At 66.6% G+C, this 11,351-nt stretch carries 12 protein-coding genes; 4 read left to right on the plus strand and 8 right to left on the minus strand.

The annotated features are described in order from the left end of the window. Positions 1–9: 9 nt before the first annotated feature. Positions 10–1,287, minus strand: coding sequence for a ThuA domain-containing protein (locus ABZS29_RS07105; protein ID WP_355459317.1), 1,278 nt, complete (start codon positions 1,285–1,287; stop codon positions 10–12). 55 nt (positions 1,288–1,342) lie between these two features. Continuing rightward, a complete protein-coding gene (locus ABZS29_RS07110; RefSeq protein ID WP_355459319.1) occupies positions 1,343–2,209 on the minus strand; it encodes a helix-turn-helix transcriptional regulator in 867 nt (288 codons plus the stop codon). 99 nt (positions 2,210–2,308) lie between these two features. Between ABZS29_RS07110 and ABZS29_RS07115 the strand changes: the two genes are divergently transcribed. Next, positions 2,309–3,052 carry an SDR family NAD(P)-dependent oxidoreductase gene (locus tag ABZS29_RS07115; RefSeq protein WP_355459321.1) on the plus strand — a complete coding sequence of 248 codons (744 nt, stop codon included), beginning with the start codon at positions 2,309–2,311 and terminating at the stop codon, positions 3,050–3,052. 159 nt (positions 3,053–3,211) lie between these two features. Here the strand turns inward: ABZS29_RS07115 and ABZS29_RS07120 are convergent, their stop codons facing one another. From ABZS29_RS07120 to ABZS29_RS07140, 5 genes are read right to left on the minus strand one after another with little or no spacing between them, the layout of a single operon-like run. After that, on the minus strand, positions 3,212–3,514 hold the full coding sequence (locus tag ABZS29_RS07120; protein WP_355459323.1) for a thiamine-binding protein: 303 nt from the start codon (positions 3,512–3,514) through the stop codon (positions 3,212–3,214). A 28-nt stretch (positions 3,515–3,542) separates the two neighbouring features. Continuing rightward, on the minus strand, positions 3,543–4,082 hold the full coding sequence (locus ABZS29_RS07125; RefSeq protein WP_355459324.1) for a barstar family protein: 540 nt from the start codon (positions 4,080–4,082) through the stop codon (positions 3,543–3,545). Between the two features lie 30 nt (positions 4,083–4,112). Next, entirely contained in the window at positions 4,113–5,672 is a 1,560-nt protein-coding gene (locus ABZS29_RS07130) for an MFS transporter (protein ID WP_355459326.1), read from the minus strand. After that, on the minus strand, positions 5,669–6,271 hold the full coding sequence (locus ABZS29_RS07135; protein ID WP_355459328.1) for a TetR family transcriptional regulator: 603 nt from the start codon (positions 6,269–6,271) through the stop codon (positions 5,669–5,671). The genes ABZS29_RS07130 and ABZS29_RS07135 overlap by 4 nt, the downstream gene beginning before the upstream one ends. 40 nt (positions 6,272–6,311) lie before the next feature. Beyond that, positions 6,312–7,313, minus strand: a complete 1,002-nt coding sequence (locus ABZS29_RS07140; RefSeq protein ID WP_355459329.1) for an aldo/keto reductase — start codon at positions 7,311–7,313, stop codon at positions 6,312–6,314. 78 nt (positions 7,314–7,391) lie between these two features. Between ABZS29_RS07140 and ABZS29_RS07145 the strand changes: the two genes are divergently transcribed. Together ABZS29_RS07145 and ABZS29_RS07150 are read left to right on the plus strand one after the other, a co-directional pair. Beyond that, a complete protein-coding gene (locus ABZS29_RS07145; RefSeq protein WP_355459330.1) occupies positions 7,392–9,008 on the plus strand; it encodes a GMC oxidoreductase in 1,617 nt (538 codons plus the stop codon). 51 nt (positions 9,009–9,059) lie between these two features. Beyond that, positions 9,060–9,593, plus strand: a complete 534-nt coding sequence (locus ABZS29_RS07150) for a hypothetical protein (RefSeq protein WP_355459331.1) — start codon at positions 9,060–9,062, stop codon at positions 9,591–9,593. Positions 9,594–9,596: 3 nt separating this feature from the next. Here ABZS29_RS07150 and ABZS29_RS07155 read toward each other — a convergent pair whose 3' ends face one another. Continuing rightward, positions 9,597–10,478 carry a helix-turn-helix transcriptional regulator gene (locus ABZS29_RS07155; RefSeq protein WP_355459333.1) on the minus strand — a complete coding sequence of 294 codons (882 nt, stop codon included), beginning with the start codon at positions 10,476–10,478 and terminating at the stop codon, positions 9,597–9,599. Positions 10,479–10,573: 95 nt separating this feature from the next. Between ABZS29_RS07155 and ABZS29_RS07160 the strand changes: the two genes are divergently transcribed. Next, positions 10,574–11,332 (plus strand): nuclear transport factor 2 family protein, encoded by a 759-nt coding sequence (locus ABZS29_RS07160; RefSeq protein WP_355459334.1) that lies wholly within the window; start codon positions 10,574–10,576, stop codon positions 11,330–11,332. Positions 11,333–11,351 lie beyond the last annotated feature (19 nt).

Here is an 11,351-nt window from a genome sequence, read left to right on the forward strand (position 1 = left end):
AGTCTGCGGTCAGGCTGTCGTCAGCTTGAAAGACTGTCCAGTGCCGCCATTGCAGGTGAATTGGACCAGCTGGGTCTGGTCTGCGGTCGATCCGCCGGGCACGGTGAGGCATTTGCTGGTGTGCCGTACGACGAAGTGGAAATAGCCGCCGCCTTCGGAGACTGCTTGCCACTGCTGGTTGGTACCTCCGCCGTACGTCCACAGATGGAGACCCGCGTTGTCGTCGAGCGACACCCCGCTCACGTCGATCACCTTGGTCGCGTCGTTGCGGTTGTTGACGCGGGTGAACCCGTCGGTGGTCGGCTGGAACTGGAAGTGCTGTGCGGTGGTCGCGTTGCAGCTGTACTGCTGGATGACAGTGCCGTTGGCGGTGCCGGCGGCCCGGGCGTCGACACACTTGCCGTTGGCCTTGTTGGCGACCGAGTACCAGGTGCCGGGCGCCGGCTGCTCGACCGGCGGGACCGTCCCGCCGCCGCCACCGAGCCACTTCAGCGAGTCCATCATGAACTGGTTCTGGGCCGGGCTGTCGAACGTCGACGAGGTCCTGGTGTTGGTCTGGTAGTTCATCGCGTTGTGGCCCCAGTTCGCGTAGATGACCTTGAAGTTCTTGTTGGTCCACGCGATCGGGTAGTAGCCCGACGTCCAGATGTTGCCCTGCTGGCTGCCGACCGGGAAGCTCGACGGGTCGATCGAGGCGAGCACCTGGATGTTCGGGTTCTGCCGCAGGTCGTTCTGCCAGCTGTACCACTCACTGACCGACGACCGGAACGTCGCGCCCGTGTTCACCAGTGCCGGGTGCGAACGATTCTCGGTCCGCAGCGTGACCGCGGACGGCAGCCAGGTGTTCGAGTTGAACCGGCCGGTGCCGAGCAGCGTGTTGTTGAACCACGGCCAGCCCTGGCTCGCGTCGTTGTAGTTGCTCACATGGAAGCCGAAGAAGGCGCCGCCGTTCTCCATGTAGCGCTGGAACCCCGTCTGCTGCGACGAGGCCCACGGCCGGTTGTCCAGGAACATCACCACCTGGTACTGCGAGGCCTGCAGGGTGTTCAACCGGTTCCAGTCGTTGGTCGCGGTGTAGGTGAAGCCGTTCTGCGCGCCGAACTGGGGGAAGCGCTGATTGGCCTCTTTCACCCAGTCGTTGTGCGCCGCGTCCTCGGTGTTGCCGTCGTAGAAGGCGAGGACATTGAAGGTCGCTTGAACGTGAGCCGTCGCCGTCGTCGTCAGCCCGGCCACCAGCAACAGCAGCGCGAGGACGAAAGCGGGCAGGCGGAAGCGAGCGGAAGGCATGGGGCGGTCCTTTCCGGAGAGTCGATCCCGGAATGGGCATTCCGCGATCCAGGACTTAAATTAACTCGCTACGAAAGTCCTGTCCAGAGCTCATCGCCTGACTTCCCAAAACACTCAGCAACCGCAGTTTCTCCGCACTCTCACTGCCCGGCTCGGCGGTGAACACGACCAGCGTCTGCTGCTGGTCGGCGTTGTTGATCACCTCGCAGTAGAGCTCGAACTCGCCGACGACCGGATGCCGGAAGCGCTTGGTCCGGCTGTGCGGCGGCACCACCTCGTGCTCCTCCCAGATCGCCGCGAACTCCGGGCTGAGTTTCTGCAACGCCGCCACGACCGAGGCGGCGTACGACTTGGGGCCGTCGGCAGTGGCGACCTGGCGCAGCATCGAGACCAGCAGCCGGCTGTGCCTGCTCAGCTCCGGCTCCTGATAGAGCGTGCGAGTCTCCGGATGGACGAACCAGCGATAGGTCTCGCTGCGTTCCATCCCCTCGAAGTTGGTCAGCTCACCGGCGAACGCGACATGAGCCGGCGTCTGCGCGAGCGCCTCACCGCACCGGTTGACCAGCAAGGCCGGGGTGTCCTGCAGCCGGTCCATGATGCGCAGCATCCCGGGATCCACATGGCACGCACGCGTCGTCCGCGGCGGCACACCGTGCCCCGCCAGCACGAAAAGATAGTCCCGCTCCTGCAGCGTCATCCGCAGCGCGCGAGCGATCGCCCCGAGCATCTCCACCGACGGCTGCGGTCCGCGGCCGCCTTCGAGCCGGCTGTAGTAGTCGGTCGACATCGACGCCAGTACGGCGACCTCCTCGCGCCGCAGTCCCGGCGTACGGCGTCGTCGGCCGCGCGGCATCCCGACGTCTTCGGGCTGCAGGGCCTCCCGGCGCTTGCGGAGGAAATCGGACAGGTCGGCGTACTCCATGACTCCAGTGTCCTCGCCTGCCCACGGTTATCCACTGCTAGCCGAGCAGTGGCTCCACCGGGCCTGGTTGCCGACGGCATCCGCTTCCAGGCTGGAGCCATGAAAACCACTGGCAACACCATCTTCTTCACCGGCGGTACGTCGGGCATCGGCCTCGAACTCGCCCGCCGTTTCCGCGACCTCGGCAACACCGTCATCATCAGCGGCCGCCGCAAGGACCTGCTCGACCAGCTCGCCGCCACCGACCAGCTCGAAGGCGTCCTCCTCGACGTCGCCGACCCGGACTCGATCGCCACCGCGTTCGCCGACGTCACCGCCCGTCACGACGTCAACGTCCTGATCACAATGGCCGGCATCATGCAGTCCGAGAACCTCCAGGACCCGGCCCACCTCGCCACCAGCGAGGCGATCGTCGACATCAACCTGCTCGGCACGATCCGGACGATCACGACCTTCCTGCCCTACCTCCAGCAGCAGGCCGACCCGGTCGTCATGACCGTCTCCTCCGGCCTAGCCTTCGTCCCGCTCGCCCTCACCCCGACGTACAACGCCACCAAGGCCGCGGTCCACAGCTACACCCAGAGCCTCCGCCTACAACTCGCCGGCACCAACCTCCAGGTCATCGAGCTCGTCCCACCCGCCGTCCAGACCAATCTCCTGGACGGCGCCGCCCCCGACCCCACCTGGATGCCCCTCGACGAGTTCGCCGACGAAACCATCACCCTGCTCCAGCAGCACCCCGACGCCGAAGAAATCCTCGTCGACCGAGTTCACTTCCTCCGCGCCGCCGAACGCGAAAACCACTACGCCGAGGTCGTCACCGCCCTCAACGCCGGCCACTGACCGGTAGGGACGAAGGAAAGGGCGGACCGCCAACACTCACCAACTCTGTGCAGCCGGGTAGGTTCACGCTCAACGCGCCCCGCTCAGACCAACCAGAACCGGGTTGATGAGTGGCACAGGTCCGCCCCGCCCGAGCACCACATGGCTTCGCTGTGCCACCTAGTCGGCCAGCGCCTGCTCGATCCGCTCGACCTTCGCACTCAGCTGCCCGGTGAACCCCGGCCGGATATCGGCCTTCAGCACCAAACTCACCCGAGGCGAAACCGCGGCCACCACCTCGACCGCCTCCTTCACCACCGCCATCACCTCGTCCCACTCGCCCTCGATGGTCGTGAACATGGAGTCGGTTCGGTTGGGCAGGCCTGACGCGCGAACGACGCGGATCGCAGCGGCAACGGCATCCGACACCGATCCGTCCGCACTGGTGGCGACAGCCGGTGCAACTGAAAAGGCGACGAGCATTCTCGATCCTCCGATTGGTTCTCAGGTCTCAGCCGTCATCGCGGCGCTTCTTTTCGAAGAATTCGGCATCGTTCCAGGTGACTGGTTGGGCTCCGACGTTCGGAACGTCGAGATGCGGTTCGTCAGACTGGACTAGACACAACATGCGTGTTCCGGTCAGGGCGGCGCGGCGGGCACAACCTGCGTAGATGTCGAGCAGGGCCCAAGCAAGGTCCTTGTTGCGCTCGAAGAACTGATCGAAGCCGTCGAGCACCAGGACAAGTCCGGTGTCGTCGTCACTTAGGCCAAAATCGCCCAGGGAGACGCTGTACAAACAATCGCTCAGGGCGTGGAGGTTGCCGCCGTAATACTCCGGGAAGTCGAGTAGGGCGGCAAGATCTCTATGCATATCTGTGTCTGTGTGCCAGCTCGAGGCCTGCCCCCGCACGATGCGGTAGCCATGCTCCTCGAGCCAAGTGACCGCCTTGGCCAGCACCGACGGGCTCCAGAACATCGTGACGAAGCCATCAGCGGCCAGCCGGTAGTCCAGTGGATGGGAGAGCTCGTCTGCACGATCGAACGCTGCCATGTCAGCCGCGCTCTCCCATCACCAGATCGGTCACACGTCTTGTTTACCAGTTGCAGCTTCCTCGTCGGCGCGGCGTTCGGCGCCGGTGGTGGTGAGGAGCGGCTTCTCCTTGATGAAGACGACGGCGATGAGGGCCAGTACGGCGAAGGGGACCGACATCAGGAAGAGGTCGGCGGTGGCGTCGCCGTAGGCGTTCTCGACGACGGTGCGGACGGCGTCCGGGAGCTCGGCGATGTTCGGTACGGCGCCGCTGCCGCCGGACGAGCTGCCGCCGGGGTTGAGGGTTTCGGCGATCTGGTTGGCGAGGATGGCACCGAGGACACTGACGCCGATGGTGCCGCCCATGCTGCGGAAGAAGCTGACCGCCGAGGTCGCCGCACCGAGCTCACGAGCCGGTACGTCGTTCTGCGCCGCCAAAACCAGGTTCTGCATCACAAGACCGATGCCGATGCCCAGGACGAGCATGAAGCCCCACAGCACGTACTTCGAGGTCTGGGCGTCGATCGTGCCGAACAGCGCAAGGCCGATCGGCAGCAGGACGCTACCGGTGACCAGGTAGACCTTCCACTTGCCGGTCTTGGTGATCAGGCCACCGGCGACCGTGGAGGCACCCATCATGCCGATGATCAGTGGAAGGCTCATCAGGCCGGCTTTGGTCGGCGAGTAGCCCTGCGCGATCTGGAAGTACTGCGCGAGGAAGACCGAGCCGCCGAACATCGCGACACCGACCAGCGCACTGGCGACGATGGCCAGCGTCACCGTGCGGTTGCGGAACAGGTCCATCGGGATGATCGGCTCAGGGTGCCGCTTCTCGACGAACACGGCGATCGCCAACGCGAGCAGGGCCGCGCCGACGAGCACGAAGCTCCAGACCGAAACCCACTCGAACTTGTTGCCGGCGAACGAGGACCAGACCAGCAGCGTGCTCACGCCCGCCGTGATCAGGAACGCGCCCCACCAGTCGATCTTCACTTCACGACGCACGGTCGGCAGATGCAGCGTCCGCTGCAGCAGGAACATCGCGATCAGAACGAACGGCACACCGATCAGGAAGCAGGCCCGCCAGCCCAGCGGCGAGTCGACGAGGAAGCCGCCGAGCAGCGGGCCACCCACGGTGGCCGACGCGAAGACGGCACCGAAGATGCCGGAGTACCGGCCCAGCTCACGCGGCGGGATGATCGCGGCCATCACGATCTGGACCAGCGCCGTCAGACCGCCGCCGCCCAGACCCTGCAGTACGCGGCTGCCGAGCAGGACCTCGATGTTCGGGGCGGAGCCCGCGACGAGTGACCCGACCACGAAGAAGCTCAGCGACAGCTGGAGCAGCAGCTTGTTGTTGTAGAGGTCGGCGAGCTTGCCCCACAACGGCACGGTGGCCGTCATCGCGAGCAGCTCGAGCGTGACGACCCAGGTGTACGACGATTGGCTCGCCCCCAGGTCGTGGATGATCCGCGGCAACGCGGTCGACACCACGGTGCCGGCCAGGATCGCCACGAACAGCCCCATCATCAGACCCGAGATGGCCTGCACGGTCTGCCGCGGCGTCAGCGTCGCGACCGGACCGGTCCCCTCGGCCGAGGTGGTCGTCATGAATGACCTTTCTGATAGTCAGGATCGATGCCCTGGGCAAGTAACTGGAAGGCGGCGTCGACGAGATCGCCGGGCGCGGAGTCCGGAGCGTCCTTGTGCAGCTCGACGGCGACCCGGCAGGCCGCACCGGCGGCACTGACGATCAACCGGGCGCGGAGCGGTTCGCCGATCCGCGCGGTCAGGGCGGCCGACAGCTGCCGCTCGTCGTCCATACTCGACAGCATCAGGTGGTAGAGCAGGCTCGGCGAGCTCATGATCAGCTCTCCGCGCCGGCTCAACTCACCTTCGTCGAGCAGGTCCCGCAGTACGTCGTGCACGATCGTCGACATCGTGGTCAACGGCGACTGATCGGCCGGTGCGGTCGCGATCAGCTCGAGCGCACGCTCGAGGTGCGCGGGATTGCGCCCGAGGATCGCGTACTCCTTGTGCGGGAAGTAGTTGAAGAAGGTCCGCACCGACACGTCGGCCGCCTCGGCGATCTCCTCGGCCGTGACGTTGTCCGGACCCTTCGCCAACGCCAGCCGCAGGGCGGCCTCCGCCAGCGCCGCCCGCGTCTGGAGCTTCTTGCGCTCCCGTAACCCACCCTCGCTCTGTCCCACCGGACCAGCGTAGGCAGGTTCTTGCAGTCACTGCAAATTATTAGTCCTGCAATTTTGCACGCCTGAACTGTGGCATCGCCAGAATGTTGTGCGGATAAGGCAGCGGCTTGTCGCCGGCCTCGGTCAGCCGAGCCACCTGGTCGTCGCTGAGGCGCCAGCCGGTGGCGCCGAGGTTGTCGCCGAGCTGCTCCGGCGTCCGAGCGCCGATGATCGGCGCGGTCAGCCCCGGCCGCTGCAGCACCCACCGCAGCGCCACCTGGGCAGGCGTCTTGTCGACCTCGTCCGCCACCGAACGCAGTACGTCGAGCACTCGCCAGGTCCGGTCGTTGTCGTGCGCATCCCAATCCTCCTGGCCACTCCGGCTTCCGGCCGGCGGTCCACCCGCCTCCTTCCGGTACTTCCCGGACAGCCACCCACCGGCCAGCGGACTCCACGCGATCACACCGACGCCTTCATTGACGGCGACCGGGATCAGGTCGTGCTCGGCATCGCGATCGAGCAGGTTGTAGAGCGGCTGCAGGCTGACATACGGCTCCAGCCCGCGATGGTTCGAGAGGTCGATCGCCTTCTGCAGTTGCCAGCCGGTCAGGTTGCTGGCGCCGATGAAGCGGACCTTTCCGCTGGTCACCAAGGCATCGAGCGTTGTCAGGGTCTCCTCGAGCGGGGTCGCATCGTCGAAGACGTGGATCTGATAGAGGTCGATGAAGTCGGTCTGCAGCCGCCGGAGACTGGCCTCGACCCCGGCCAGGATGTGCTTGCGGCCGGCGCCGCGGACCGGCAGTCCGGGCCCGGCCTCGCCGTACACCTTGGTCGCGATCACCAGCCCGTCGCGGTTCTGATTCTTCAGCCAGCTACCGATGATCTCCTCGGAGACTCCACCGGAATACGTGTCGGCCGTGTCGACGAAGGTGCCGCCCGCGGCCACGAACTCGTCCAGGATGCGATGTGCAGTCGGTTCGTCGGTCCCGGGTCCGAAGGTCATGGTGCCGAGGCACAGCTCGCTGACTTCCAGGCCGGTCCGTCCGAGAAAGCGCTTGTCCATGCTCGCCAAGCTAGCCGCCGATCGGGCCGACATGCCGGTTCCGCTGCGGCCGCGTAGTTGCTCGATTACGGTGCGTCAGTGACTTTCGAGACCTCTCCGTCCACAATGTCCCGCCGCCGGTTCGCCGGCCTGACCACCCTCACCGCGGCCGCCGCGACCGGCCTCACCCGGATCGGGCCGGCCGAAGCTGCGCCGTACGTCCCGGCCCTCGTCGTCGGCACCGGGTACGGCGCCGCCGTCACCGCACTGCGCCTCGGCGCGGCCGGGATCCGCACCACGATGATCGAGATGGGTCAGCTCTGGAACACCGCCGGCCAGGACGGCAAGGTGTTCTGCTCGACCCTGAACCCGGACCGTCGCTCGATGTGGTTCCACCGCCGGACCGCGGCACCGCTCGACACCTTCCTCTGGCTCGACGTCGTCAACCGCGACCTCGGTACGCCGTACGCCGGCGTGCTGGATCGCGTCGACTTCCCGAACATGGGCGTGTACGTCGGCCGCGGAGTCGGCGGCGGCTCCCTGGTGAACGGTGGAATGGCGCCGACGCCGCAGCGCAAGTACTTCGAGAAGATGCTGCCGCAGGTGGACGCGGACGCGATGTACCGACGGTATTTCCCGCTCGCTCGCCGGATGCTCGGCGTGAACACGATCGACCCGCGCTACCTGGAGCAGACACCGGTCTACAAGTACGCACGGGTCTCCCGGCGGCACGCCCACCAGGCCGGCTTCCGGACGAGCGTCGTACCGAACGTCTACGACTTCAACTACCTCCGCCGCGAGGAGAAGAAGCAGGCACCGCGGTCGGCATTGGCCGGCGAGGTGATCTACGGCAACAACCACGGCAAGCAGTCGCTGGACAAGACGTATCTCGCCGACGCACTCGGCACCGGCAACGTCACCATCCGAACGCTGACCCGAGTGACCACGATTCACCAGCAGGGCAAGGGCTATCTGGTCGGTCTCGAACAGATCGACGTCTGGGGCAAGGTCGTGAAGCGGAGCCAGATCTCCTGCGGCGCGCTCTTCCTCGGCGCCGGCAGCATCGGGACCACCGAACTATTGCTCAGGGCAAGAGAAACGGGCACACTGCCTGACCTGCCGGCCGCGGTCGGGACCGGCTGGGGTACCAATGGCAACGTGATGACGGCTCGCGCCAACCACCTCTGGGACCCGACCGGTCCGCTCCAGTCGACGATCCCGACCCTCGCGATCGACAACTGGAACGACCCGAAGCATCCGTCCTTCGCCGAGATCGCCCCGCTCCCGGTCGGTCTGGAGACCTGGGCCAGCCTCTACCTCGCGATCACGGTCAGTCCCGAGCGCGGCCGCTTCACCTACAACCACAGCACCGACCGCGCCGACCTGCACTGGTCCGCCGGCCAGAGCACGCCGTCCCTGCGCTCTGCCCAGTTCTTGTTCGACAAGATCAACAAGGCGATCGGTACGACGTACCGGCGCGACCTGTTCACCGGCAACCGCGCCTTCGCCGCGGACTTCTGTTACCACCCGCTCGGCGGCGTACTGCTTGGCAAGGCCACCGACGACTACGGCCGCGTCCGCAACCACCCGAACCTCTACGTCACCGACAGCTCCCTGATTCCCGGCAGTCTCGGCGTCAATCCCTTCGTCACCATCACCGCCCTAGCCGAGCGCAACATCGCCCAAGTCCTCGCCACCGACCTCAAGCGCCGGTAGAATGTGTGAAAGCCTCCGACGCAGACTTCCTGTGGTCGGAGGCTTTCGCGTATGACGACTCTCTTGTATCGAGCCGCGATCCACGACCTCCGCGGCGATGCCGTCCTGCCGCTCAACCTGCTGCGCGACCAGCACCCGGATCTCTACGAGCGCGAGGTCGGGAAGTACGCCCACCGCCCGGCCGCGATGCGCGACCCGGTGTACCCGCTGGGCTGCACCTGGACCGACGTCGTGTTCCTCTCACCGGTCCACCCCGCTCCGCTCTTCGAGGCCATGCACGAGTCCGGCCGCATCGGCCGCGTAGTCCTCGACTACTGGACGCTCGACGCCGAGCGCCTCGACCCGGCCACCACCTGCGTCCTGCTCAAGCGCCACAACGCCTCGCCGCAGCCCCCTGAGGACTTCATCCCCTACTCCCCCGCAACCGTCGCGACCCTCACCGAACCCTCCGAGAAAGCCTTGCAGCGGCTACGAACCCTCAACGCCACCGAGCCGCTGTTCCCCTGGGCCGACATCCCGCACATCCTGCACCGCGGCCCCATCCCGGTCAGTCTCTTCCGCACCCGCGACGGCGTACAGCCGTGAGGCCTACCGAGCCGAACTCGGGACGCCTTGGACGCTCTGCCGGAAGGCCAACGGCGTCTGGCCGGTTCGCTGCACGAAGTACTTGGCGAACTGCGTCGGCGTTCGGAAGCCGAGCTGCTGCGAGATCTGCGCGGCGCTGTCGTCGCCGTGCGCCAGCAGTCGCTTGGCTTCGAGGACTACCCGGCGATCGATGAACGCCTTCGCACTCATGCCCGCGGCCGCCTGGGTCGATCGGGTCAGAGTCTTCGCCGAGTAGCCCAGGGAGCGCGCGTAGTCCTCGACGCGCCTCGTCCGGGTGAAGTCACTGTCGACCGCCGACCGAAAGCTCCGGTACGCCGGATCCGCGGCGACCGTATGCTCGGCCACCGGTGCCGCGAGGTGCGTCAGCCGCAGGACGAGCACCGCGAGCAAGTGCCGAAGTGTGGCCGCGTGCGACTCCAAGGGCATTCGGCCGAGCGCCCGGAACTCGAGTGCGAGATGGTCGAAGGCCATCCGCACGCTGACGGCATCCGCTGCCGACGGCTGCCGAAGCACCGGCAGGTCCGGGTCGTCAAGCTGCACATTGCCGGCTGTCTGCGCATCAAGGTGACTCGGCTGGAACAGCACGAGGCCTCCCGTCACCCCGGTCAGCGCGCCCCATTGCTGCAGCTGACCGGGCCGGACCCACAGCCAGGCGCCCGGCGTCAGCTCGTAGGTCTGGAAGTCGACCATCTGCTGCAACAGGCCCTCGGTGACCGTAATCAGCTGATGGAAGTGCGGCCGCGCGAGCCGGTGCGAAACCACGCGTCCGGCGAGTTCACTCAGCGACATCACTTGGACGCCGACCGGCGTACCCGGTGGTGCCGCGAACGGCAGGTCCGGAATCTTCTGTCCGCTTTTGACCATCATCAGTCCTGATACTCACACAGCGGGCGGGTGGATCGCTCCTAGATTTCAGTTGTCAGCGTCCGAAAAGGACCTTCACACCACAGGAGCTTCCGATGAGCGCGAAGAAGATCGTGATCCAGGCGACGACCGAACTGTTCGGCGCGAAGGACCCGTCGGCGGTGGACCGCTGGGTCGCCGCCGACTACCGCCAGCACAGTGCCCTTGCCACCGACGGCCCTGCCGGACTCCGGGATCTGGTCGCCGGCCTCGGCGACGACGTCCGGTACGACGGCGCCCGGGTGCTGGCCGACGGCGACTTGGTCGCGTTGCACGGCGTCTACCACGGCTTCGGCCCCGAGCCGCTGGTCGGTTTCGACATCTTCCGGGTCGATGCCGACGGCAAGCTTGCCGAGCACTGGGACGCCCTCACCCCTCAGATCACCACGACCGTCTCCGGCCGCACCCAGGTCGACGGTCCGGCCACCGTCACCGAGACCGCGCAGACCGAGGCCAACCGCGCACTGGTGACCGAGTTCGCCGAGCGGGTCCTGGTCGGCGCCGACTACTCGGTCCTCACCGACTTCATCTCGACCGAGACCTACGACCAGCACAACCCGGAGGCCGCCGACGGCCTGGCCGGCTTCGGCGCCGCCGCCGCCCGGTGGGCCGTACAGGGCAAGAACCTCGTCTACAAGACGATCCACCGGGTGATCGCCGAGGGCGAGTTCGTACTGCTCCAGTCGGAGGGCGAGTTCGGCGTACCGGTCGCCTACTACGACCTCTTCCGGGTTGCCGGCGCCAAGATCGTCGAGCACTGGGACGTCATCGCCCCGATCCCGGCTGAGCTCCCGCACCCGAACGGACTTTTCTGAGCCTCGGCCCCCTGGCTGT

Origin of the sequence: Kribbella sp. NPDC005582, assembly GCF_040605415.1 — a bacterium.
Taxonomy (GTDB): domain Bacteria; phylum Actinomycetota; class Actinomycetes; order Propionibacteriales; family Kribbellaceae; genus Kribbella.

Coding starts and splice junctions, on each gene's coding strand:
- ABZS29_RS07105 (WP_355459317.1), bottom strand. CDS start 1,287: ATGCCTTCCGCTCGCTTCCGCCTGCCCGCTTTCGTCCTCGCGCTGCTG.
- ABZS29_RS07110 (WP_355459319.1), bottom strand. CDS start 2,209: ATGGAGTACGCCGACCTGTCCGATTTCCTCCGCAAGCGCCGGGAGGCC.
- ABZS29_RS07115 (WP_355459321.1), top strand. CDS start 2,309: ATGAAAACCACTGGCAACACCATCTTCTTCACCGGCGGTACGTCGGGC.
- ABZS29_RS07120 (WP_355459323.1), bottom strand. CDS start 3,514: ATGCTCGTCGCCTTTTCAGTTGCACCGGCTGTCGCCACCAGTGCGGAC.
- ABZS29_RS07125 (WP_355459324.1), bottom strand. CDS start 4,082: ATGGCAGCGTTCGATCGTGCAGACGAGCTCTCCCATCCACTGGACTAC.
- ABZS29_RS07130 (WP_355459326.1), bottom strand. CDS start 5,672: ATGACGACCACCTCGGCCGAGGGGACCGGTCCGGTCGCGACGCTGACG.
- ABZS29_RS07140 (WP_355459329.1), bottom strand. CDS start 7,313: ATGGACAAGCGCTTTCTCGGACGGACCGGCCTGGAAGTCAGCGAGCTG.
- ABZS29_RS07150 (WP_355459331.1), top strand. CDS start 9,060: ATGACGACTCTCTTGTATCGAGCCGCGATCCACGACCTCCGCGGCGAT.
- ABZS29_RS07155 (WP_355459333.1), bottom strand. CDS start 10,478: ATGGTCAAAAGCGGACAGAAGATTCCGGACCTGCCGTTCGCGGCACCA.
- ABZS29_RS07160 (WP_355459334.1), top strand. CDS start 10,574: ATGAGCGCGAAGAAGATCGTGATCCAGGCGACGACCGAACTGTTCGGC.